Here is a 24,036-nt window from a genome sequence, read left to right as displayed (position 1 = left end):
GACTACTCTCCACCAAGATCGGAAAAGGGTTTAAGCCCCGTCAATAACCCATACAAACCGTGCAACGGCACGGGCAGCCACGTGGGGCGATTTTCGGCTTCATAGGCCACTTCATAGGCCGCCTTCTCCAGGCCGAACAGCGCAAGCGCAGCGTCGGCACCTGCAGGATCCTGCCAGGCATGATCAAGACTAGCTGCCGCTTGGCGATATGCCTGAACAAATGCCTCGCGCGCCTCACGCAGATAGCGCTCGGCAACGCGATGGCGGGCCGCTTCCGACTCTGGACTGTGATCGACGTTGTGCACGTTGATCGTCATCGCCGCCGCGTAATCGAAGGAACGCAGCACGCCGCTGACGTCCTTGTACGGACTGTGTTTGCCACGCCGTTCGTGCAGCGGCCGCGCCGGTTCACCCTCGAAATCGATCAGATAGGCATCGCCCTTGATCACCAGCACCTGCCCCAGGTGCAGGTCGCCATGCACGCGGATCCGCAAGCCGCCCACAGCTTTCTGCGCAAGTTCCTGCACATGGCCGAGGATGACTTTTTTGTTGTCCAGCAGCCGCGCGACCATTTTCTGATCCGCCGCGCTCAGATGACTCTGATGCTGCTTGAGCAACTTCAACGCATGCTCGACCTGCGCCGCAACGTCCTTGCCAGTGGCTTGGGCGTCCTTGGCACTGGTGGTTTGCGGGGCGAAGTCAGCGTTGTCGCTTGGTGCCGCCAGTACTTGGTGCATTTCGCCGAGACGCTGGCCGAGCATGCCGGCAAAGTCCTTAAGCTCGCCGAGGGCGTTGTAATGCTGCTCCTGCTCGGACATCGCGTCCGCCAGCTCATCACGCAACGCCCGTTCGAGGTTGTTCTGCGTCCATTCCCAGGCATCGCCCTGATTGCTCAGATAGCCTTGGGCGATCATCAGCAGGTTGTCTTCGCCCGCGCCATCGCGGCGGATCACCGAGCCGAGCAGCGGCGAGATGTTGGCGAAACCGGCCTCGGTCAGGTACGCGCTCATTTCCAGTTCCGGGTGAACACCCGAGGCGACCTTGCGGATCAGCTTCAGCACCAGACTGTTGCCGATCACCACCGAACTGTTCGATTGCTCGGCCGACAGATAGCGCACTTCGGATTCGGCACCGAGGCCGAGTTTGTCCAGTTGCGCGGTCGGCGCAAAACGAATCTCGCCCTGTTCGGAGTTGAGCACGGTGTTGCTCTGCATGCCTTGCAGCACCGCGTGCACAAACGTTTCGAGGCTGAACGCGTCAGTGATCAGACCCACCTGACGCCCGCGACGAACCCGCGACAATGCCAGTTGCTGCGGCAACGCCGGGCCGACCTGATCTTCGGCGATGAAGCCGAACGGCAGTTGATAGCGGCTGGTCTGCCCGGCGCTGGTGACTTCGATCTCGCTGAGCAACACCGGATGTTGCGCATCGCCGAAGCGCACGCCATAGGCCAGATTGACCTGCTCAATGGCTGCGTCCTTGCCGGCGAACCAGCGGCGGTTCTGCAGCCAGCTCGGCAGGATGCTCTGCTCCAACGTGTTGCGGGTCGGCGTTTCGAGCAGTTCTTCCATGCGTTTTTTCAGCACCAGGGTGGTGAAGTCCGGCAGGCTCTGCGCCGGTTCCACGTGCCAGCTCGGCATCTGGTTTTCCGCAGCCAAGGCGAACCAGTAGAAACCATACGGCGCCAGGGTCAGGAGGAAATTCAACTGGCCGATCGGCGGGAACGCATTACCGCCGAGCATCTCCACCGGGACCATGCCGACGTAGGCCGACAGATCGAGTTCCGCCGCCTGCGCGCTGCGCGAGACGTTGGCCACGCAAAGAATTATTTCGTGCTTGCCGTCGGCGTCGGTGAACTCGCGGGTGTAGGCCAGAATCCGTCGGTTGCTCGGCGAAAGCATCTTCAGCGTGCCACGCCCGAACGCCTTGGACTGCTTGCGCACGGCGAGCATGCGTCGCGTCCAGTTGAGCAGCGAATGCGGATCGCCGGCCTGGGTTTCGACGTTGACCGACAGATAACCGTATTGCGGGTCCATGATCGGCGGCAGCACCAGACTGGCCGGATCGGCGCGGGAGAAGCCGCCGTTGCGGTCGATCGACCATTGCATCGGCGTACGCACACCGTCGCGGTCGCCGAGGTAGATGTTGTCGCCCATGCCGATTTCATCGCCGTAATACAACGTCGGCGTGCCGGGCATCGACAGCAGCAGGCTGTTGAGCAACTCGACGCGGCGACGATCACGCTCCATCAACGGTGCCAGACGCCGACGAATGCCAAGGTTGATCCGCGCGCGGCGGTCAGCGGCGTAGTAATTCCACAGGTAGTCGCGCTCCTTGTCGGTGACCATCTCCAGCGTCAACTCATCGTGATTACGCAGGAAGATTGCCCACTGGCAGTTGGCAGGAATCTCGGGGGTTTGCCGCAGAATGTCGGTGATCGGGAACCTATCTTCCTGAGCCAGCGCCATGTACATGCGCGGCATCAGCGGGAAGTGGAAGGCCATGTGGCATTCGTCGCCATTGACGCCTGCGGCATCGGTATCGCCGAAGTACAGCTGGGTGTCTTCCGGCCATTGATTGGCCTCGGCCAGCAGCATGCGATCCGGGTAATTGGCATCGATCTCGGCACGGATCTGCTTGAGGACATCATGGGTCTCGGGCAGGTTTTCGTTGTTGGTGCCGTCGCGTTCGATCAGGTACGGAATCGCGTCGAGGCGCAGGCCGTCGATACCCATGTCCAGCCAGTAACGCATCACCGACAGCACCGCTTTCATCACTTGCGGATTGTCGAAATTCAGGTCGGGCTGGTGCGAATAGAAACGGTGCCAGAAGTACTGACCGGCGACCGGGTCCCAGGTCCAGTTGGACTTCTCGGTGTCGAGGAAGATGATCCGCGTGCCGTCGTACTTCTGATCGTCATCCGACCACACATAGAAGTCCCGCGCCGCCGAACCGGGCTTGGCCTTGCGCGCCCGCTGGAACCACGGGTGCTGATCCGAGGTGTGGTTGATGACCAACTCGGTGATCACCCGCAAACCCCGCTTGTGCGCCTCGGCGATAAAGCGCTTGGCGTCGGCCATGGTCCCGTAGTCGCTGTGTACGCCGCGGTATTCGGCGATGTCATAGCCGTCATCGCGACGTGGCGACGGGTAGAACGGCAGCAGCCAGATGGTGTTGACGCCGAGTTCGGCGATGTAATCGAGTTTGGCGATCAGGCCGGGAAAGTCGCCGATCCCGTCGTTGTTTGAGTCGAAAAACGATTTGACGTGAACTTGATAGATCACCGCATCCTTGTACCAGAGCGGGTCTTTGATAAAGGTGGCTGCCTTGGGTTTCTTCGCCATGTGAAACTCCTGTTCAATTCTGGAAAAACCGTGAGCCGATGACCTGACTCGAAAACGCTGAGCAACCTGTGGGAGCGAGCCTGCTCGCGATTGCGGATTAACATTCAGCAAAGATGTCGCCTGCAAAAACGCATTTCGCGAGCAGGCTCGCTCCCACAGGGAATCGGTGTTCAGGCAGTAATCCGCCAAATCCCGAACGGCTGGTAAGCCGGGTCAATCCGCATGAACTGATACTTGCCATGCCAGTCCCAGCGATGCCCGTTCATCAAGTCCTCACCGTGGGTGGTCGCGTCGTCGGGCAGGCCCATCTCCCACAGCGGCAACTCGAAATTGGCTTCCTGCACGTTGTGCGGATCGAGGCTCACCGCCACCAGAATGAAATTGCTGCCGTCAAAGCTGCGCTTGCCGAAATACAGAATGTTGTCGTTCCACGCGTTGTAGATTTTCAACCCCAGATGCGTGTGCAGCGCCGGGTTCTGCCGGCGGATGCGGTTGAGCTGGGCGATTTCGGCAATGATGTTGCCCGGCGCATTGAAGTCGCGGACGCGGATCTCGTACTTCTCCGAATCGAGGTATTCCTCCTTGCCCGGCACCGGCGCCGCTTCGCACAACTCATAACCGGAATACATGCCCCACAGGCCCGAGCCCATGGTCGCCAGCGCCGCGCGGATCAGAAACCCCGGCCGCCCTGATTCATGCAGGAACGCCGGGTTGATGTCCGGCGTGTTGACGAAGAAGTTCGGCCGGTAGCATTCACGCCACGGCGACTCGTTGAGTTCGGTGAAATAGGTCGCTAGCTCCGACTTGGTGTTACGCCAGGTGAAATAGGTGTAGCTCTGGCTGTAACCGACCTTGCCCAGCCGCGCCATCATCGCCGGTGTGGTGAACGCTTCGGCGAGGAAGATCACTTCCGGGTGCAGCGCCCGCACATCGGCGATCAGCCATTGCCAGAACGGCAGCGGCTTGGTGTGCGGATTGTCGACACGGAAGATCTTCACACCTTCGTTGACCCAGCCGACGACGATATCGCGCAGTTCCACCCAGAGGCTGGGGATCGCATCCGGCGCATAGAAGTCGACGTTGACGATGTCCTGATATTTCTTCGGCGGGTTTTCCGCGTATTTGATCGTGCCGTCCGGGCGCCAGTTGAACCAGCCCGGATGCTGCTTGAGCCACGGGTGATCCTGCGAACACTGGATGGCGAAATCGAGGGCGATTTCCAGGCCATGCTCAGCGGCAGCGGCCACCAACCGGCGGAAGTCTTCGCGGGTGCCGAGCTGCGAGTGAATCGCCTCATGGCCACCCTCCTCGCTGCCGATCGCGTACGGACTGCCCGGATCATCGGGACCTGCGGTCAGGGAATTGTTGCGGCCCTTGCGGTGGGCGCGGCCGATCGGGTGAATTGGCGTGAAGTACAACACGTCGAAACCCATGTCCTGAATCATCGGCAGCCGCGAGTGCACGTCGTTGAATGTACCGTGACGCTTGGGATCGTCAGTAATCGAGCGCGGAAACAGCTCGTACCAACTGGCAAACTCGGCCAGTTCCCGTTCGACATCCACCGGGAATTCGGCGCTCAGGCTCAGATAGGCACGGTGATCGGCCTGCGCCATCAATTGCGCACTGCGCGAGTGCAGAAACAGCGCCACCTGCTCGGTTTCGAGCAGGCCGGACAATTCATGATGCAAGGCGGCGAGTTGCTCGCTGAGCTGACCGTCGCTGCGCTCGGCGGCCTGCTGCACCATGCTGCGGCCTTCCTGCAGTTCGAGCGACACCGGGACGGCGGCGTTGTGCTTCTTCTCCAGTTCGTACTGGAAACTAGCGAAATGGTCGATCCACGCTTCGATGCAGTACAGATAGCGACCCTGGCGGTCCGGACGAAACTGCCCCTGCCAACTGTTATTGCCCAGCTCGTTCATCACCTCGCTGTGCCAGCTCTCTTCGCCCTCCGCACGCCAGCGGATGCGCACCGCCAGCTTGTCATGGCCGTCGGCGAAGACCTTGCTGGTGACGATCACGTCACGCTCGACAATCGACTTCACGGCAAACTGCCCGCCATCGAGGGTCGGCATGGTGTTTTCGATCACGATGCGCGGCAGCAGCAACGCCTGCGACAGCGGCATGTGAGGGTTGTAGCTCTGCTCTGAAGGTTTTTCAGCAGACATCGAGCATCTCTCCTTAACGCCCCAAGGACGCTCTTGTGCCGGAACAGTGTTCACAATGAGGCACCGGCCCCGACTTGAACTCACTTAGGTTCCGAGCGACCGGCGCGGGGAAAAGTTCACAGGGATTTGTCTGGACAGAAAAGCGGATCGAATTCATCACACGGTGGTCAATCCACTTAAGCACTTCTCACGCCATGTGCCACACGGAGGTCTACAGATGAACATCCCGATCCCGGCCGAAACGCCTGATCCGAACATCGACAAACCCACCCTGCCCGAGACCGAGCCACAGCCGATCCCCGAGCAGGAACCCCCAGGCACCACGCCACCGCCGAAGGAAGAGCCGCCGACGACGATGCCACCGGTGATCGTCTAAGCACCCAGCCGATCGTTCCCACCATCATGGGAACGATCGGTTACAGGTGCTGGTTTTTCTCCCCATCCTTCTCAAACATCCTGACCACCCGTGGCATCACGCTGAAAATCCCCAACGCCAACAAAGTGCTGAGCAGCGCCGTCGCTTCCCTGCCCAACCCGGCCGCCACGCCGATCGCCGCCGTCATCCACAACCCGGCTGCCGTGGTCAGTCCTTTCACGTGCCCTTCGTCACCTTCCTGATTCTTCAAAATCGTCCCGGCACCGAGAAAGCCGATCCCGGCGATCACTCCCTGCAACACCCGGCTCATCGCATCGGATTCGGCCCCTGAGGTCTGCGGCACCAGCACAAACAGCGCCGCCCCCAACGCCACCAACATGTGCGTGCGCACCCCGGCGGCCTTGCCCTTGTGCTCCCGCTCGAAACCGAGAATTCCGCCCAGCACCGCCGCCATCAACAGGCGCACGGTGATGCGCGTCAGTTGCGAGGCATCGCCGACATCGGCGAACTCCGCTTGCAGCGTCACCCACACTTCATGCCACCAGGCGTTCATCGCTCCCTCCTTTCTTATTGGTCGTTAGTGGATGGACAGCAGCGACCATTAATCAGTTGCGCAGAACGATCGGCAAAGCGCGCGCCCTAACCTTTCAGGTACTCATGAAAAAAGGACAGCCTCATGCCCGTTCGAATCGATGAATCCAATCCCGAAGCAAAAGTGTGTTTTTTCACCGTCGAAAATGGTGAAGAAATTCGTATCTGCGACACGCTGGAAGTCAAAACCGATAGCGAAAAAGCCATGTCGTTCGTTGAGATTGAAGGCCGGCGCGTTTACATCACCGAAGCAGAGGCGGATGCCTTGACCGTCGCCGGCGCGAAAGACGGTCGCAAGCACCTGAAGGCCGACGAGAGTGATTCGGTGATTTGACTGACCCGGATCAACATCCGGCGCAGACGCCTGCGATAGGCGTTTGCGCCTGCGCCTGCGGGCTGCTTCAAGTTGTCGCAGGATGTGTACCAAACGCCATCTGATACGCTTTTTATTCAAATAGCTGAGTCTGTTATGCAAACAGATCGGCGCTCATAGTTCGTCCGCCTGATGGAGGCTGATGAGCGAATGACCATGAGCGAACAAATCCCCGTCCGAACCGTAGAAGCAAGCCCCACCATAAAAAATGTGCCTGGTCGCCCGATGAAGGCGAAGGCCGGCTCCACCGACAATCACATCCACACCCGCAGTTTCACCGGCCTGTTCCGCACCTTGCGCATCAGCGGCGCGGGCGTTCTGTTTCTGCTGTTCTTCGGCACCGTGTGGCTGAACTGGGGCGGTCGTCAGGCCGTGCTGTGGGACTTGGCCGAAAGCAAATTCCATATCTTCGGCGCGACCTTCTGGCCACAGGATTTCATCCTGCTCTCGGCGCTGCTGATCATCGCCGCGTTCGGCCTGTTCGCCATCACCGTGTTCGCTGGCCGGGTCTGGTGTGGCTATACCTGCCCGCAGAGTTCGTGGACGTGGATCTTCATGTGGTGCGAAAAAGTCACCGAAGGCGAACGCAACCAGCGGATCAAACTGCAAGCGGCGCCCTGGGGCCTGAACAAACTGGCGCGGCGCGCGGCCAAGCACACTCTGTGGCTGGCGATCAGCGTGATGACCGGGCTGACGTTTGTCGGCTACTTCACGCCGATCCGGCCGCTGGCCGAAGAGCTGTTCACCCTGCAGATCGGCGGGGTCAGTCTGTTCTGGGTGCTGTTCTTCACCGCCGCCACTTACATCAACGCCGGTTGGCTGCGCGAAGCGGTGTGCATGCACATGTGCCCGTATGCGCGGTTCCAGAGCGTGATGTTCGACAAGGACACCCTGGCGATTTCCTACGACGTCGCCCGTGGCGAAAACCGTGGCCCGCGCAAACGCGACGTGAAACCCGCCGAAGCCGGCCTGGGTGATTGCATCGATTGCCAGTTGTGCGTGCAGGTCTGCCCGACCGGCATCGACATCCGCGACGGCCTGCAGATGGAATGCATCGGCTGCGCGGCGTGCATCGACGCCTGCGATTCGATCATGGACAAAATGAGCTACCCGCGCGGCCTGATCCGCTACAGTTCCGAACGCGAATTGCAGGGTGGCAAGACCCATCTGCTGCGACCACGGCTGATCGGTTATGTCGCGGTGCTGCTGGTGATGATCGGCGCCCTGGCGCTGGCCTTGGTCGAAAGGCCCATGGTCTCGCTGGACGTGACCAAGGATCGCGGGCTGTTCCGCGAGAACGGTCAGGGCCAGATCGAAAACATCTACACCCTCAAGGTCATCAACAAGACCCAGCAGCGCCAGGACTACAACCTGAGCCTGGTGGACGGCGACGGCTTCCAGTTGCAGGGCAAGACCGAACTGAGCCTGGCGCCGGGGGAGATTGTCGATGTGCCGGTGTCGGTGGCGATGACTACCGAACGTCCGGCCAGCAGCTCGCAGACCTTGAGCTTCAAGATCGCCGACAGCGACGAGCCCGAGATTTATAGCGTGGCGAAAAGCAGGTTTGTGGCGCCGATGAATCGCTGATCCCTTAGACTGCGGCGCGGCCATTCGCGAGCAGGCTCGCTCCCACAGGGTTTTGTGGACACTGATATCCAGTGTGGGAGCGAGCCTGCTCGCGAATGAAGGCACCGCGGTCTTCCAGAATGAACCCAACCCGGACCCAAGATGAAACGCTACGAAAAATTCGCCGACGACATCGCTGAACTGATCCGCTCCGGCGTGCTCGGCCCCGGGCAACGGGTGCCGTCGGTGCGCTACGCCAGCCAGACTTACGGGGTCAGCCCGTCCACGGTGTTCCAGGCCTATTACCTGCTGGAACGTCGCGGTCTGATCCGCGCGCGGCCGCGCTCCGGTTACTTCGTCAACACTCACGCACCGAGTCCGTTCTCGGAGCCGGTGATCAGCAGCCACGTCAACGACTCCACCGAAGTCGACGTCAGCGAACTGGTGTTCTCGGTGCTGGAATCGATCAAGGACCCGAGCACCGTGCCCTTCGGCTCGGCGTTCCCCAGCCCGACCCTGTTCCCATTGCAGCGCCTGTCGCGTTCGCTGGCCAGCGCCGCACGGGAAATGGACCCGCGCATGGTGGTCACCGACATGTCGCCGGGCAATCCGCAATTGCGCCGGCAGATCGCCCTTCGCTACATGGTCGGCGGGCTGATGCTGCCGATGGAAGAACTGCTGATCACCAACGGCGCCCTCGAAGCGCTGAACCTGTGCCTGCAAGCGGTCACCGAACCGGGCGATCTGGTAGCCATCGAAGCCCCGGCGTTCTACGCCAGCCTGCAAGTGCTGGAGCGCTTGAAACTCAAAGCCGTGGAAATCCCCGTGCACCCGCGCGACGGTATCGACCTCGGCGTGCTCGCGCAGACCCTGGAGCGCCATCCGATCAAGGCCTGCTGGTGCATGACCAGTTTCCAGAACCCGATGGGCGCGACCATGCCCGAGGCGAAGAAACAGGAACTGGTGGAACTGCTGCGCCGGCATCAGGTGCCGCTGATCGAGGACGACGTCTACGCCGAACTCTATTACGGTCAGCAGGCACCGAAACCGGCCAAGGCCTTCGACACGGAAGGGCTGGTGATGCACTGCGGTTCGTTCGCCAAGAGCCTGGCCCCCGGCTACCGCATCGGCTGGGTCGCCGCCGGGCGTTACGCACAGAAAATCGAACGGCTGAAACTGATGACCTCGCTGTGTGCCTCAATGCCGGCGCAAGCGGCCATCGCCGACTACCTGCAACACGGCGGCTACGACCGCCATCTGCGCAAACTGCGCTACGCCCTGGAAGAACAGCAAAGCGCGATGCTCGCAGCGATTGCCCGCTATTTCCCGGCGCAGACCCGCGTCAGCCAGCCGGCGGGCGGCTACTTCCTGTGGCTGGAACTGCCACCGCAGATGGATTCCTTGAAGTTGTTTCAGATGGCATTGGCGCAGGGGATCAGCATCGCGCCGGGGCCGATTTTCTCGCCGACCCAGCGGTTCAGGAACTGCATTCGCCTGAATTACGGCAGCCCGTGGACCGAGGATTCGGAGAAGGCGATGGAGACGTTGGGGCGGATTGTGCGGTCGTTTTAGCTCAAAATCCGACCGACGGTAGGTAAAATAGGAAAAACCTAGTATTTCTGACAGTAGATAAAACGCTCAGGTCAAAATAGGCTGAAGATGAAGTTAAGTTGATCGGCTATTACCAAGCTCACCTCCAGTGACAATAAACTTAACATTATCTAGAGCAATTTATGCCAAGGAGTTCCCAATGAGCGAAAAAAGCTACCTAAACGACTACACGAATTTTCACTACAGATGGCTAAGTACGGCCGGCGAGAATGGCTACGTCGTAGACGACAAAGGAAAAATGGCCTTAGGGGTTAAACTAAGGCGATCAACTGAAGGACAATCCTTCCATCTCGACCTAAGGAAAAAGTTCCCTGACTTTTTCAAAAAGGAAGATATAACGATCACATTCAGAATGTCCGCTCCAGAAGGGGTTGAAATAAAAGAGTTTACGCTTCGCGCCATTGGAGGTAACCAGAGAGTTCATATTCCCTTTCCTCCCTCGGATGGGAAATGGCATCAAGTGCAGGCACGCTTGCCAATCAACGAGAGCGACTTGAAGGAACTTTGGATCCAGATGGATACGGCACCTATTTTATCTGAGCAGGTACTTGTCGGATTTAATGACATCCATGTAGTTCAGCATTAACAACTTCATATTAGAGTGAGTGCGGAATGTAACTTTGATCTTCCGCACCTCACTCAATCCGCCTCAACAATCGGATTTTTCCCTTTCAACTCCATCTCACTTTTACAGGCTCTACCGCCCTCCCCCCAGATCAACAAACGTCCCGGTCGCATACGAAGCCTTATCGGAAAGCAGCCAGATAATCGCCTCCGCCACTTCATCCGGCCGCCCACCACGGGCCATCGGAATCGCCGACTCAAGTTTGCTGACCCGATCCGGATCACCGCTCAATGCGTGGAAATCGGTGTAGATATAGCCCGGCCGCACCGCGTTGACCCGAATCCCCTCGCCCGCCACTTCCTTGGACAGACCGATGGTGAAGGTGTCGAGCGCACCTTTGGACGCGGCGTAGTCGACATACTCGTTGGGTGAACCCAGACGAGCGGCGACCGACGACACGTTGACGATGCTGCCACCCTGCCCGCCGTGTTTGGGCGACATGCGCAGGATCGCGTGCTTGGCACAGAGGATCGGGGCCAGAACGTTGGTCTTCATGATTTTGAGGATGCGGAATTCGGACATTTCATCGACTCGCGACTTGTGCCCGACGGTACCGGCGTTGTTCACCAGCGCAGTGACTCGCCCCAGCTCGGTATCGACCCGCTGAAACAGCGCGATCACTTCATCTTCGATGCTGACATCGGCGCGTACCGCAATGGCTTGCGCCCCCAGCGCCCGCACTTGCTCCAGCACGCTTTGCGCGGCTTGCTCATCCGACTGATAGTTGATGCAGATCCGATAGCCCTGCCCGGCAGCCAACAACGCCGTTGCGGCGCCGATTCCGCGCCCGCCACCGGTGATTACCATGACTTTATCCATGCTGGCCCTTCCCCCCAATGCACACGTAACAGTCGGGTTGAAGAATAACCGCCATTGGGCGGTTTTGCATGGGCTCTGTTAAAGACAAAACCCTGCATGGGACCGAGATGTTTTTTGTGGCGAGGGAGCTTGCTCCCGCTCGGCTGCGAAGCAGTCGTGAATCCTGCCGACACGGTACAACCGATAGAAAAAGAGGCCGCTTCGCGCCCCAGCGGGAGCAAGCTCCCTCGCCACATTCAGACAGCCGCCTGAGTCTCTCCACGGGTAATGTTCTGCATAAACGTATCTGCCGGCATCGGATGGCCCAACAGATAGCCCTGCAACGAATCACAGCCCAACTGCGTGAGGAAATCCTGCTGCACGCCGGTCTCCACCCCCTCGGCAACAATGCGCAAACCGAGTGCCTGGCCCAGCGCCACGATCGCCGAGACGATGGCCGCGTCATCGCTGTCATGCTCCAGATCGCGGACAAAACCGCGGTCGATCTTCAGCTCGTTGGCCGGCAAACGCTTGAGGTACATCAGGCTCGAATAACCGGTGCCGAAGTCGTCGATCGACAGGTCGACGCCCATGTCGGACAACTCCTGCAACACCTTCATGCTCGCATCCGCGTCGCTCATGGCCGTGGTTTCGGTGATCTCCAGGGTCAGGCTGTTGGCCGGCAGGTGGTGGGTCGCCAGCGCCTTGGCCACGCTCTGCACCAGCCCCGCGTGGCAGAACTGCAAGGCCGAGAGGTTCACCGCAATGCGCCAGTCGGTGTAACCGAGCACGTACCATTCGCGCATCTGCCGGCAAGCTTCATTGAGCACCCATTCACCGATGGCGATGATCAGGCCGGTCTTCTCTGCCAGATCGATAAATTTGTCGGGCAGCAACATGCCCTGGGTCGGATGCTGCCAGCGCAGCAGCGCTTCGGCACCGACCGGACGACCACTGATGGCGTCGAATTTGGGCTGGAAATACAGGCTGAACTGACTGTGTTCCAGCGCGGCGCGCAGATCTTGCAATAGCTGCAGCTGCTTGCGCGCGTTGCTGTTCATCGAAGCATCGAAGAAGCTGTAACCGTTTTTGCCGCTGCCCTTGGCGTGATACATCGCCGCGTCGGCATTCATCAGCAGTTCCTGGGCGCTCAGGCCGTTGCCCGGGTACAGGGCAATGCCGACGCTGGCAGAAATCTGCAAGTCGTGCTCGGCCACGCGGAACGCCTGACCGAGCAACCCGACCTGACGCGCGGCCAGCCCCAGAGCATCGTCGGGTTCGCTCAGACGCACCAGCAGCACGAACTCGTCGCCGCCAATTCGCGCGAGCGTATCCTGACTGCGCAGATCTTCGCGCAGGCGCACCCCGACTTCACGCAGCAACTGGTCACCCATGTGGTGGCCGAAGGCATCGTTGACCGGTTTGAAACCGTCCAGATCGATAAACATCAACGCAAAACAACCGCCCTGCTCCTCGACCTTCTTCATCGCCTGATTGATCCGGTCGTCCAGCAGCATGCGGTTCGGCAGGCCGGTCAGAGTGTCGTGCAATGCCAGTTGCGTCAGTTCACGGTTGGCCAGGGTCAGCGAATGCGCCAGATCGGCGGTACGCGCTTCAAGGCGCGCATCGAGAATCGAAGTGAGCAAGGCGATCGACAGCACCGCGAGCGTGGTGATCAGCACCAGATTGTCGAGGCCGTTGCCCTTGAGGCCGTCGAGCGTTGCACCGCAGAAACTGCCGTCAGGAAATTGCGCGGCGGCCATGCCGGTGTAGTGCATGCCGACAATCGCGATGCCCATGATCACTGCCGCACCACCACGAATCAGACGCACATAAGGCGAGTGCTGGCGCAGGCGGAAGGCGATCCATAACGCCGCCGCCGAGGCCCCGACCGCGATCAGCAATGAGGCGCCGAACAGGGTCGGGTCGTAATCGATGCCAGGCGTCATGCGCAGCGCGGCCATGCCGGTGTAATGCATTGCACTGATGCCGGCGCCCATGACCAAAGCGCCAAAGGCCAATTGCCAAATCGGCAGTTTCGGCTGGCTGACCAGCCACAGGGCAAACCCGCAGGACAGCACGGCAATCAGCAGCGACAGCGCGGTAATCGCAATGTCGTAGCCCAAGTCGATCGGCAGCTTGAAGGCCAACATGCCGATGAAGTGCATCGACCAGACGCCGACCCCCATCGCCAGTGCACCGCCGGCCGTCCAGAAATGCACTGCGCGCCCACGGGCGCTGGCGATGCGCCCGGTCAGATCGAGCGCGGTGTAGGACGCGAGGATCGCCACACACAAAGAAATGAAAACCAGGGTGAAGGAATAACTACCGATGAGCATGAAGATTCTCGCGACCACCCGCGCCGTACTGCGTCCATTCTCGGCCGGGCAAATGCGGCGATTGTACTGATTGCGCAGAAGAACGCACTGACAAAGTAATCATTTTGCCATCAAGCCGATGAAACGCTTGTTTGATGGTTTTGCGAGGCTCTGGCCCGGGCCTCGTTCCCAGGATTCCGGCAATCAGCGCGATTGATGTGGGAGCGAGCCTGCTCGCGAAAAAGCCAGCACGTTCATCGCAGATATCGACCGAACTGACGGCTTCGCGAGCAGGCTCGCTCCCACGGATCAGCGATTGTCGCTGACATCGAGTTGTCCGTCCCAGCCACCGCCCAGCGCCGCAATCAATTGCACGCTGGCGATCAAGCGGCTCTGCAGAATGTTCAGCACAGTCCGCTCGTTGCTCAGCGCCGTGGCTTGCACCACAACCACATCGATGTAGGCAATCAACCCGGCCTTGTACTGGTTCTGGGTCAGGCGCAGCGAGTCGCGTGCAGCATCCAGTGCTTCCTGACGCACCGCCGCCTCGTCTTCATACACCTTCAGTTGCACCAGATAGTTTTCCACTTCGCGGAAGCCGTCGAGCACGGTCTGGCGATACTTGGCGACGGTCTGGTCGTACGCCGCCTCGGTACGGTCAACCTCGGCCGAACGAATACCACCGTCGAATATCGGCAAATCCAGTTTCGGCCCGACCGACCAGAAACGGTTCGGCAGCGTTAACAGATTTTTCGAGGTACTGCTGCTGTAGCCGCCGCTCATGCTCAGGGTCAGGTCGGGGTAATACGCGGCTTTGGCTACGCCGATATTGGCATTGGCGGCGATTACCGAGCGCTCCGCCGAAGCGATGTCCGGACGCCGCTCCAGCAGTTGCGAAGGCAGACTCAAGGGAATCTGCGGCAGATTCGGAATGTTCTGGGTTTCAGCGATGCTGAATTCGGCCGGCGCCTGCCCGGTGAGCACGGCGATGGCATTTTCAAACTGCGCCCGCTGCCAGATCAGGTCGACCAGATCGGCCTGAGTGGTTTTCAACTGGGTCTGCGCCTGCGCCACCGCATCGCGCCCGGATATCCCCGCGCGGTACTGGTTCTGGGTCATTTGCAGGGATTTTTCGTAGGCCGCGACGGTGGCTTCGAGCAGGCGCTTCTGCTGGTCGATGACCCGCAGTTGCAAGTAATTCTGCACCAGCTCCGACTGCTGGCTCAGGCGCATCGCGGCCAGATCGGCGAAGCTCGCCTGGGCGCTGGCCTCGTTGGCTTCCAGACCTCGGCGCAATTTGCCCCAGATATCAGCCTCCCAACTCACACCCAATTGCGCGTTGTAGGTGTCACGAATGCCGCTGGCGGAACTGCTCAGGCTCGAACTGCTGCTGCCGGTGCCCTGGCTGGAACGGGTCTTGCCCACGCTCAAGTCGACACTGGGATAAAACGCCCCACGGGCACTGCGCACCAAAGCCTGGGCCTGACGGAACTGAGCTTCGGATTGCGCGACGGTCTGGTTGGAACTGTTGAGTTTTTCGATCAGGCCATTGAGCTGCTGATCGCCGTACAACTCCCACCAGGCGCCGCGCGCCAGCGAGTCGCTCGGATTAGCCTGACGCCAGCCTTCGGCCTCTTTGTATTGCGCGACCTCGGCGGTCTGCGGACGTTGATAGTCCGGGCCGACGGCGCAGGCACTGAGCATCGCCACGCACAGCGACAGGCTCAACAGGCGCGAACCGCGCGCAGTGGCCAGATTGAGAAGCGAACGGTCAGTCATAGCGGAGTTTCCAGAGCGGCGTCAGTACGCACGCCGCGCCACTTGTTGAAGCGGTGGCGCAGCTTGTCGAGATAGAGGTAAACCACAGGCGTGGTGTAAAGGGTCAGGACCTGGCTGAAGATCAGGCCGCCGATGATGGTCAGGCCCAATGGCTGGCGCATTTCCGCGCCCTCCGCCCGGCCAAGCAGCAACGGCAAGGCGCCGAGGATCGCCGCCAGGGTGGTCATCAGAATCGGCCGCAGCCGTTGCAGGCAGGCGCTGCGGATCGACTCCAGCGGCGACAGGCCCTGATGGCGTTCCAGTTGCAGTGCCAGGTCGATCATCAGGATCGCGTTTTTCTTCACCACCCCGATCAGCAGGAACAATCCGAGCAGGGAGATCAGGCTGAACTCGCCGCCCAGCGCATAGATCGACAGCAATGCACCGACCCCGGCCGACGGCAAGGTCGAGAGAATCGTCAACGGGTGAATGTAGCTTTCATACAGCACACCGAGCACCAGATACACCGCGAGCAGCGCACCGAGGATCATGAACGGCTGACTCTTCTGCGTCGCGGCAAAGGCATCGGCGGTGCCGGCCATTTTCGCGATCACGTCTTCCGGCAGACCGACCTTGGCAATCGCCCGCTCGATCGCGGCACTGCCCTGCTCCACGGTCACGCCTTCAGCCATGTCGAACGCGATGCTTTCCGAGGCGAACTGGCCTTCGTGGCTGACGCGGTCGTCTTCCAGGCTGTTTTCGTAATGGGCGATGGTCGACAACGGAATCCGCGCACCGTCAGCGGTAATCACCTGCACCTGATTGAGCGTCACCGGATCCTGCGCGTATTTCGGATTGACCTCCATCACCACCTGATACTGGTTGAGGCTGTCGTAGATCGTCGAAATCTGCCGCTGGCTGTAGGCGTTGTTCAGCACCGCCGTGACCATGTTCATGTCGACCCCGAGGCGCTTGGCCTGATCGCGGTCGACAATCAACGTCACCTGCTGCGCGCCGCGCCCCTCGCGGGCATCAATGGCGGTCAGCTCGGGCAGTGCGCGCAGCGCAGTCACCACTTTCGGGTACCACTCGCGCAACGCCCCCAGATCGCCGCTTTGCAGGATGTAGCTGTATTGCGAGGTGGTCTGCTCGCGACCCCCGCCGAATTGCAGATCCTGATCCGCCATCAGCATCAACTGGGCGCCGGGCACCTTGGGCATTTCCTTGCGCAGGCGTTCGATGACTTTCTGCGCCGACAGGTTGCGCTCCTTGATCGGCTTCAGGCGTACCAGCATGAACGCGTTGTTGGTGCCGTTGGTGCCGCCGATGAACCCGGCGACGCTTTCCACTGCTTCGTCCTTGAGCACGGCACGGCGGAAGGTTTCCATTTTCGGCTGCATCACGCTGAACGACAGACCGTCGTCACCCCGGACGAAACCGATCAACTGGCCGGTGTCCTGCTGCGGCATGAAGGTCTTCGGCACCACCACGTACAGCGCGACGTTGACCCCGACCGTAATGATCAGGCTGAGCAAAGTCAGACGGCGGTGGCGCAGCACCCAATCGAGGCTGGTCGCGTATTTGCCGACCATCCAGTCGTTGGCGCGGCGGCTCCAGCGTTGCAGGCGGTTTTCCTGGCCCGGCGTGTGCGGCTTGAGCCAGCGCGCGCAGAGCATTGGCGTCAGGGTCAGCGAGACCACCAGCGAGACCACGATGGCTGCTGCCAGGGTGATGGAAAACTCGCGGAACAGGCTTTCGACAATTCCGCCCATGAACAGGATCGACAGGAACACCGCCACCAGCGACACGTTCATCGACAGCAAGGTGAAACCGACTTCCTTGGCCCCGAGGTAGGCAGCCTTCATCGGCTTGACGCCTTCGTCGATGTGCCGGGAGATGTTCTCCAGCACCACGATGGCATCGTCCACCACCAGTCCGGTGGCCAGAATCAGCGCCATCAGCGACAAGTTGTTCAGCGAGAAGCCATAGAGGTACATCACCGCAAAGGTGCCGACCAGCGACACCGGCACTGCCAGCGTCGGAATCAGCGAGGCGCGGAAATTCCCGAGAAACAGGAACACCACCAGAATCACCAGCGCCACGGCGATCAGCAGGGTCATTTCCGCTTCGTGCAGCGTGGCCTTGATCACCGGCGAGCGGTCCATCGCCAGGTTCAGTTTGACGCTGGCCGGCAGCACCGCTTGCAACGCCGGCAACTGCGCCTTGATCTCGTTGACCGTCTCGATGATGTTGGCACCGGCCTGGCGGTTGATCACCAACAGCACCGCCGCGTCATCGTTGAAGAAACCGCTGTTGTAACGGTCTTCGACGCCGTCGCTGACTTTGGCCACGTCTTTCAGACGCAGGGCCGCACCGTCCTTGTAATGGATGATCAGCGACTCGTAATCCTTGGCTTTCTCCAACTGGTCGTTGGCCTGGATCTGCCACAGGCGCTCGCCGTCTTCGACCGAGCCCTTGGGCCGGCGCACGTTGGCCCCGGCGATGGTCTTACGCACATCGTCGAGCGCCACGCCGTACTGGTTCAGCGCCTGCGGTTCAAGTTCGATACGCACCGCCGGCAGCGAACTGCCGCCGATCTGCACTTCACCTACGCCCTGCACCTGGGACAGGCTCTGCGAGAGGATGGTCGAGGCCAGGTCGTAGAGCTGGCCTTTTTCCAGCACATCCGAGGTCAGCGACAGCACCATGATCGGTGCCTGCGACGGGTTGACCTTCTTGTAGGTCGGCATGCTGCGCATCCCGCTCGGCAACAGGTTGCGTGAAGCGTTGATCGCCGCCTGCACTTCCCGCGCCGCGCCGTTGATATCACGGTCGAGGTCGAATTGCAGAATGACCCGGGTCGAACCCTGGCTGGAGCGGCTGCTCATGGTGTTGACACCGGCAATCGCCCCGAACGAACGCTCCAGCGGCGTCGCCACCGTGGACGCCATCACCTCGGGACTGGCGCCGGGCAGACTGGCCTGGACCACGATCACCGGGAAATCCATTTGCGGCAGCGGCGATACCGGCAACAGGCCGAAACTGACACCGCCCAGCAGCATGATCGCCAGACTCAGGAGCATGGTCGCGACCGGGCGCTTGATGAAAGGACCGGAGAGGTTCATTGACCAAGATCCTTACTTTCACCGTACTCCCCTGTAGGAGTGAGCCTGCTCGCGATGAGGTCGGCACATTCAATATCGATAGGGACAGACACACCGCTATCGCGAGCAGGCTCACTCCTACAAGGGGTATGTGTACGGATAGTCATACCGATACCTCTTCGGCATTGGTCTTGCCAAAGCGCCGACCGAGACGGTCGAAGTACAGATAGATCACCGGCGTGGTGAACAGGGTCAGCACCTGACTCACCAGCAGACCGCCGACCATCACCAGACCCAGTGGTTGACGCAACTCAGCCCCGGAACCAGTGGCGAGCATCAACGGCACGGCGCCGAACAGCGCCGCCAGAGTGGTCATCAGAATCGGCCGGAAGCGCAGCAGCGCCGCCTGATAGATCGCCTGCTCCGGCGCCATGCCCTGGGTGCGTTCGGCGTCGAGGGCGAAGTCGATCATCATGATCGCGTTCTTCTTGACGATACCGATCAGCAGGATGATGCCGATGATCGCGATCATCCCCAGGTCATTGCCGCTGAGCAGCAACGCGAGCAAGGCGCCGACCGCCGCAGACGGCAAGGTCGAGAGAATGGTGATCGGATGAATGTAACTTTCGTAAAGCACGCCGAGCACGATGTACATGGTCACCACCGCCGCCAGAATCAGCAGCAAGGTGCTCGACAGCGAGGCCTGAAACGCTTCGGCCGCACCCTGGAACTGGGTCTGCACGCCAATCGGCATGCCGATGTCCTGCTGCACCTGTTCGATGATGTCCACCGCATGCCCCAGCGCCACGCCGGGTGCGAGGTTGAACGACATCATCACCGCAGGGAACTGACCGATGTGGGTGATCGCCAGTTGCGCCTGACGCTCCTCGACATGGGCCAGGCTCGACAGGCGCACCTGCGCACCGTCAGTGGTCTTGACGTGAATCTGATCCAGCGCCGCCGGGCCGATCTTCTCCCCGGCCTGCGCCTGCAGCACCACGCGGTACTGGCTAGCCTGGGTGTAAATGGTCGAGATTTGCCGCTGACCGAAGGCGTCATACAGCGCATCTGTGATGTTCTGCACCGAGACACCGAGGCGCGAAGCCGCATCGCGGTCGATCACCAGATAGACCTGCAGGCCTTTATCCTGCAAGTCGCTGGCAACGTCGGTCAGTTCCGGACGCTGGGCCAGGGCCTCGACCAGACGCCCGCTCCACTGGCTGAGCAGTTCGGCATCCGGTGAGGACATGCTGAACTGGTACTGGGTGCGGCTGACCCGATCCTCGATGGTCAGATCCTGCACCGGCTGCATGAACAGGCGGATACCGACCAGTTTGTCCAGTTGCGGTTGCAGGCGCGCGATCACCTCCGTGGCGCTCAGGTCACGCTGGCCATGCGGCTTGAGGTTGATCAGCAGGCGACCGCTGTTGAGCGTGGCGTTGTCGCCGTCGACACCGATGTAGGACGACAGGCTCTCCACCGCCGGATCTTCGAGAATCACCTTGGCCAGCGCCTGCTGGCGCTCGCCCATGGCGGCGAAGGAAATCGACTGCGGCGCCTCGGAAATGCCCTGGATCACCCCGGTGTCCTGCACCGGGAAAAAGCCCTTGGGCACCACCATATAAAGGAACACGGTCAGCGCCAGCGTACCGATAGCCACCAACAGGGTCAGCGGCTGGTGTTTGAGCACCCACTGCAACTTGCGCCCGTAGGCGGCGATCATCCAGTCGATGAAGCCGCCGCTGGCCCGGTAGAAGCGGCCCTGCTCGTGGGCTTCCGGCTCACGTTTGAGCAAGCGCGCGCACATCATCGGCGTCAGAGTTAGCGAGACCACCAGGGAAATCAGGATCGCTACCGCCAGAGTGATGGCGAACTCGCGGAACAGCCGCCCGACCACGTCAGCCATGAACAGCAGTGGAATCAGTACCGCGATCAGCGACAGGGTCAGCGAAATCAAAGTGAAACCGATCTGTTTGGCGCCTTTCAGCGCTGCCTGCATCGGGCTATCACCCTCCTCGATGAAACGCGCGATGTTCTCCAGCATGACGATCGCATCGTCGACCACGAAACCGGTGGCGATGGTCAGCGCCATCAAGGTCAGGTTGTTGACCGAGAAGCCGGCCAGGTACATCACGCCAAACGTACCGATCAGCGACAGCGGCACCGCAACCGACGGGATGATCGTCGCACTGGCACGCCGCAGAAACAGGAACGTCACCATCACCACCAATGCAATGGCGATCAGCAGTTCGTGCTGCACGTCGGTGACCGAAGCGCGGATGGTCTGGGTGCGGTCGGTGAGCACGGTAACGTCGAGACCGGCCGGCAGGTTGTCGGTGATGCTCGGCAGCAAGGCCTTGATCCGGTCGACCACCTCGATGACGTTGGCGCCCGGTTGACGCTGGATATTGAGCAGCACTGCCTGATTCTGGTTGGCCCACGCGGCGAGACGTTCGTTCTCCGCACCGTCGACGATTTCCGCCACATCCTTCAAACGCAACGGCGCGCCGTTCTTGTAGGCGAGGATCAGGTTGGCGTAGTCCTTGGGCGACGTCAGCTGGTCGTTGGCGTCAAGCATCGAGACCCGGGTCGGGCCGTCGAAGTTACCTTTCGGCTGGTTGACATTGGACGCGCCGATCAGGGTGCGCACGTCTTCCAGGTTCAGGCTGTTCGCCGCGAGGGCTTCCGGGTTGACCTTGATCCGCACCGCCTGCCGCTGACCGCCGGCAATGCTGACCATGCCGACACCGCTGATCTGGGCGATCTTCTGCGCCATGCGCGTATCGACCAGATCATTGAGTTTGGGCAGAAGCATGGTTTTCGAGGTGATCGCCAGGGTCAGCACCGGGGTGTCCGCCGGGTTGACCTTGTTGTACACCGGTGGTGCCGGTAAATCGGTTGGCAGCAGATTGGTCGCGGCGTTGATCGCGGCCTGCACCTGCTGCTCGGCGACGTCCATGTTGATGTCGAGGCTGAAGCGCAGGGTCAGCACCGAAGCGCCGCCGGAGCTGGTCGAAGCCATTTGCGTCAGGCCCGGCATCTGCCCGAACTGACGTTCGAGCGGTGCGGTGACGGCACTGGTCATCACGTCAGGACTGGCGCCGGGGTATAGGGTCATGACACGAATGGTCGGGTAATCGACCTGCGGCAAAGCCGAGACCGGCAGCAGGCGATAGGCAATCAGGCCGGCCAGCACAATGGCCAGCATGCTCAGGGTGGTGGCTACCGGACGGAGGATGAACAGCCGCGAAATGTTCATGCGCCCTTCTTGGCCTTGTCAGCCGCGGCAGCGTCCGGCGCACTGGCGGCGGGTTTGCCCTGCAGGTGCCCGGTCGGGGTGGTCGGCACGTCATTGCTGTCGTTGACCACTTCCACTTCGCTGCCTTCCTTGAGGCGGTCGGTGCCTTCCAGCACCACGCGATCGCCCGCGGCGAGGCCTTCGGTGACCACAGTGTTGGTGCCGTCACTGGCGCCGATTTTCAGTTGGCGGATGGTGACTTTCTTGTCGCCGTCCAATGCGTAAACGAACGTGCCGTTGGTGCCGAACTGAATCGCCGCCGACGGTGCCAGCACCACGCCTTTGAGGGTGTCGGCCAGCAGATGGACGTTGACGAACTGATTGGGGAACAGCGACTGGTCGCGGTTATCGTAACGGGCCTTGAATTTCAGGGTGCCGGTGGCGACGTCGATCTGGTTGTCGAGGCTTTGCAGCACGCCGCTGGCCTGGATCTTGGTATCGCCGCGATCCCAGGCCTCGGCCGGCAGTTTGGCGCCGCTGTGGTAGCGCGCCAATACGGTTTCGAGACTGTTTTCCGGCAAGGTGAAGACCACGCTGATCGGTTGGGTCTGAGTGATCACCGCAAGGAACGTGGTGTCGTTGGCGGCGACGAGGTTGCCGACGTCGACCTGACGCAGACCGACGCGACCGGCAATCGGCGCGCGGATCTTGGTGAATTCGAGATTGAGCTTGGCGTCGTTGACCGCTGCCTGATTGGTCTTGACCGTGCCCAGGTACTGGCCGACCAGCGCTTCGGCGGTGTCCAGGGTCTGCTTGGCGATGCTGTCTTCCTTGTACAGACCGCGATAACGCTCGACATCGACCTGAGCGTTTTTCAACTGCGCCTGATTCTGCAGCAAGGTGCCTTCAGCCTGGAGCAAGGCGTTCTGGTACGGACGCGGATCGATCTCTGCCAGCAGGTCGCCAGCCTTGACCATCTGCCCTTCCTCGAAGTTGATCTTCACCAGTTCACCGCCGACCCGGCTGCGCACATTGATGGTGTTGAGCGCGGTCACCGTGCCCAGTGCCTTGTAATACAGCGGGAAGTCCCCCGTGACCGCCGGCGCCACCCGCACCGGAATCGGCCCGGCCGCGCCACCGAAGCCCGGCCGCATCATCCCCGAACGTCCGGCATGGCCGCTCGCAGCCTTGTCGGCGCCCTCCTTGTGGGCCGAACCGGCGGGCCAGAATTTCCAGCACAGGACGGCGATGACCAACAGGACGAGCAGGCTGATCAGCCAGCGACGGGAGTTGCGAGGGGACGATTGCATGGATTGATTAACCATTGGGCGCGTGGGCTTCTTTTACGGGAGGCTGAACGATAAGCACTGATCGGATTTAAGCAAAGCAGCTTTACCGGCAATTTACCTTCAACTTACGTTTCAAGGTGTGAGGCAAAACACTGATACACAAATGAAAACGGCCTGGACAGGGCCAGGCCGTTAACAATTGTAAAAGCGCTTATTTCAGAACGGCGAGTGCTGCGTCGTAGTTCGGCTCTTCAGCGATTTCCTTGACCAGCTCGCTGTGCAGCACGTTGTCGTTCTCGTCCAGCACCACCACGGCGCGGGCGGTCAGGCCTTTGAGCGGGCCTTCAGCGATGGCTACGCCGTAGTTTTCGATGAATTCGGCACCGCGCAGGGTCGACAGGTTCTGCACGTTTTCCAGGCCTTCGGCGCCACAGAAACGGGCTTGGGCGAATGGCAGGTCAGCCGAGATGCACAGCACCACGGTGTTGGCCAGTTCGTTGGCCTGAGCGTTGAACTTGCGCACCGAGGTGGCGCAGGTCGGGGTATCAACGCTTGGGAAGATGTTCAGCACTTTGCGCTTGCCGGCGAAGTCTTTCAGGGTGACGTCGGACAGATTGCCGGCAACCAGGGAAAAGGCTGGCGCCTTGGAACCGGCTTGTGGCAACTGGCCGTTGACTTGAACCGGGTTGCCCTTGAGGGTGACTTGAGCCATGACTTTAGTCCTTCTTAACGTGGTTATTGAGCATGCAAGAGGCCGAAGTTAACCACGAAATTGTCCGACGACCTATGCCCTGACTGAAAATTGTCAGGGGCCTGCGCAAAAAATTGTATACAACCCCGCCCCCCCCTGTAGGAGCTGCCGAAGGCTGCGATCTTTTGA

15 protein-coding genes are annotated in these 24,036 nt (G+C 60.7%); 5 read left to right on the top strand and 10 right to left on the bottom strand.

What is annotated here, in order from left to right; genetic code table 11:
• Positions 1-2: 2 nt before the first annotated feature.
• Positions 3-3,344, bottom strand: a complete 3,342-nt coding sequence (gene treS, locus ACOYXG_RS12365; protein ID WP_460358054.1) for a maltose alpha-D-glucosyltransferase — start codon at positions 3,342-3,344, stop codon at positions 3-5.
• A 170-nt stretch (positions 3,345-3,514) separates the two neighbouring features.
• On the bottom strand, positions 3,515-5,509 hold the full coding sequence (locus ACOYXG_RS12360; RefSeq protein WP_460358051.1) for an alpha-1,4-glucan--maltose-1-phosphate maltosyltransferase: 1,995 nt from the start codon (positions 5,507-5,509) through the stop codon (positions 3,515-3,517).
• Between the two features lie 217 nt (positions 5,510-5,726).
• On the opposite strand from ACOYXG_RS12360, the gene ACOYXG_RS12355 reads away from it, so the two are divergent.
• Positions 5,727-5,885 (top strand): hypothetical protein, encoded by a 159-nt coding sequence (locus ACOYXG_RS12355; protein WP_003224520.1) that lies wholly within the window; start codon positions 5,727-5,729, stop codon positions 5,883-5,885.
• A gap of 40 nt (positions 5,886-5,925) precedes the next feature.
• Here ACOYXG_RS12355 and ACOYXG_RS12350 read toward each other — a convergent pair whose 3' ends face one another.
• Positions 5,926-6,438, bottom strand: a complete 513-nt coding sequence (locus ACOYXG_RS12350; protein WP_027613723.1) for an MgtC/SapB family protein — start codon at positions 6,436-6,438, stop codon at positions 5,926-5,928.
• A gap of 123 nt (positions 6,439-6,561) precedes the next feature.
• On the opposite strand from ACOYXG_RS12350, the gene ACOYXG_RS12345 reads away from it, so the two are divergent.
• The 4 genes from ACOYXG_RS12345 (at position 6,562) to ACOYXG_RS12330 (ending at position 10,612) form a co-directional block, all read left to right on the top strand.
• Positions 6,562-6,810, top strand: coding sequence for a DUF3203 family protein (locus ACOYXG_RS12345; RefSeq protein ID WP_027613724.1), 249 nt, complete (start codon positions 6,562-6,564; stop codon positions 6,808-6,810).
• A 195-nt stretch (positions 6,811-7,005) separates the two neighbouring features.
• Complete coding sequence (gene ccoG / locus ACOYXG_RS12340) at positions 7,006-8,436, top strand: cytochrome c oxidase accessory protein CcoG (protein ID WP_460358046.1); 1,431 nt, start codon at positions 7,006-7,008, stop codon at positions 8,434-8,436.
• 141 nt (positions 8,437-8,577) lie between these two features.
• Positions 8,578-9,987: a GntR family transcriptional regulator MpaR gene (mapR, locus tag ACOYXG_RS12335; RefSeq protein ID WP_008087199.1), complete on the top strand. Its 1,410-nt coding sequence runs from the start codon at positions 8,578-8,580 to the stop codon at positions 9,985-9,987.
• A gap of 178 nt (positions 9,988-10,165) precedes the next feature.
• The gene (locus ACOYXG_RS12330) at positions 10,166-10,612 is read left to right on the top strand and encodes a hypothetical protein (RefSeq protein WP_460358042.1); all 447 of its coding nucleotides are present in this window, start codon (positions 10,166-10,168) and stop codon (positions 10,610-10,612) included.
• A gap of 111 nt (positions 10,613-10,723) precedes the next feature.
• Here ACOYXG_RS12330 and ACOYXG_RS12325 read toward each other — a convergent pair whose 3' ends face one another.
• From ACOYXG_RS12325 to tpx, 7 genes are all read right to left on the bottom strand, one after another.
• Positions 10,724-11,470 carry an SDR family oxidoreductase gene (locus tag ACOYXG_RS12325; RefSeq protein ID WP_247269112.1) on the bottom strand — a complete coding sequence of 249 codons (747 nt, stop codon included), beginning with the start codon at positions 11,468-11,470 and terminating at the stop codon, positions 10,724-10,726.
• Positions 11,471-11,706: 236 nt separating this feature from the next.
• Positions 11,707-13,788 (bottom strand): putative bifunctional diguanylate cyclase/phosphodiesterase, encoded by a 2,082-nt coding sequence (locus tag ACOYXG_RS12320; protein WP_460358040.1) that lies wholly within the window; start codon positions 13,786-13,788, stop codon positions 11,707-11,709.
• Between the two features lie 288 nt (positions 13,789-14,076).
• Positions 14,077-15,546, bottom strand: a complete 1,470-nt coding sequence (locus ACOYXG_RS12315) for an efflux transporter outer membrane subunit (RefSeq protein WP_096797345.1) — start codon at positions 15,544-15,546, stop codon at positions 14,077-14,079.
• The gene (locus tag ACOYXG_RS12310; RefSeq protein WP_333991657.1) at positions 15,543-18,650 is read right to left on the bottom strand and encodes an efflux RND transporter permease subunit; all 3,108 of its coding nucleotides are present in this window, start codon (positions 18,648-18,650) and stop codon (positions 15,543-15,545) included. The genes ACOYXG_RS12315 and ACOYXG_RS12310 overlap by 4 nt, the downstream gene beginning before the upstream one ends.
• Before the next feature lie 142 nt (positions 18,651-18,792).
• Positions 18,793-21,888, bottom strand: a complete 3,096-nt coding sequence (locus ACOYXG_RS12305; RefSeq protein WP_460358036.1) for an MdtB/MuxB family multidrug efflux RND transporter permease subunit — start codon at positions 21,886-21,888, stop codon at positions 18,793-18,795.
• Entirely contained in the window at positions 21,885-23,192 is a 1,308-nt protein-coding gene (locus ACOYXG_RS12300; RefSeq protein ID WP_027613731.1) for an MdtA/MuxA family multidrug efflux RND transporter periplasmic adaptor subunit, read from the bottom strand. Before ACOYXG_RS12300 ends, ACOYXG_RS12305 begins: the two co-directional genes overlap by 4 nt.
• 175 nt (positions 23,193-23,367) lie before the next feature.
• Positions 23,368-23,868 (bottom strand): thiol peroxidase, encoded by a 501-nt coding sequence (tpx, locus tag ACOYXG_RS12295; protein WP_027613732.1) that lies wholly within the window; start codon positions 23,866-23,868, stop codon positions 23,368-23,370.
• Positions 23,869-24,036: the final 168 nt, after the last annotated feature.

The sequence above is a fragment of the Pseudomonas sp. G3-39 genome (assembly GCF_054790485.1).
The sequence above is the reverse complement of the archived record's forward strand: the minus strand, read 5'-3'. Positions and strand labels throughout refer to the sequence as shown.

Bases quoted from the DNA above. Each gene is read 5' to 3' on its own strand.
- treS (WP_460358054.1), bottom strand. From the start codon at position 3,344: ATGGCGAAGAAACCCAAGGCAGCCACCTTTATCAAAGACCCGCTCTGG.
- ACOYXG_RS12360 (WP_460358051.1), bottom strand. From the start codon at position 5,509: ATGTCTGCTGAAAAACCTTCAGAGCAGAGCTACAACCCTCACATGCCG.
- ACOYXG_RS12355 (WP_003224520.1), top strand. From the start codon at position 5,727: ATGAACATCCCGATCCCGGCCGAAACGCCTGATCCGAACATCGACAAA.
- ACOYXG_RS12350 (WP_027613723.1), bottom strand. From the start codon at position 6,438: ATGAACGCCTGGTGGCATGAAGTGTGGGTGACGCTGCAAGCGGAGTTC.
- ACOYXG_RS12345 (WP_027613724.1), top strand. From the start codon at position 6,562: ATGCCCGTTCGAATCGATGAATCCAATCCCGAAGCAAAAGTGTGTTTT.
- ccoG (WP_460358046.1), top strand. From the start codon at position 7,006: ATGAGCGAACAAATCCCCGTCCGAACCGTAGAAGCAAGCCCCACCATA.
- mapR (WP_008087199.1), top strand. From the start codon at position 8,578: ATGAAACGCTACGAAAAATTCGCCGACGACATCGCTGAACTGATCCGC.
- ACOYXG_RS12330 (WP_460358042.1), top strand. From the start codon at position 10,166: ATGAGCGAAAAAAGCTACCTAAACGACTACACGAATTTTCACTACAGA.
- ACOYXG_RS12325 (WP_247269112.1), bottom strand. From the start codon at position 11,470: ATGGATAAAGTCATGGTAATCACCGGTGGCGGGCGCGGAATCGGCGCC.
- ACOYXG_RS12320 (WP_460358040.1), bottom strand. From the start codon at position 13,788: ATGCTCATCGGTAGTTATTCCTTCACCCTGGTTTTCATTTCTTTGTGT.
- ACOYXG_RS12315 (WP_096797345.1), bottom strand. From the start codon at position 15,546: ATGACTGACCGTTCGCTTCTCAATCTGGCCACTGCGCGCGGTTCGCGC.
- ACOYXG_RS12310 (WP_333991657.1), bottom strand. From the start codon at position 18,650: ATGAACCTCTCCGGTCCTTTCATCAAGCGCCCGGTCGCGACCATGCTC.
- ACOYXG_RS12305 (WP_460358036.1), bottom strand. From the start codon at position 21,888: ATGAACATTTCGCGGCTGTTCATCCTCCGTCCGGTAGCCACCACCCTG.
- ACOYXG_RS12300 (WP_027613731.1), bottom strand. From the start codon at position 23,192: ATGGTTAATCAATCCATGCAATCGTCCCCTCGCAACTCCCGTCGCTGG.
- tpx (WP_027613732.1), bottom strand. From the start codon at position 23,868: ATGGCTCAAGTCACCCTCAAGGGCAACCCGGTTCAAGTCAACGGCCAG.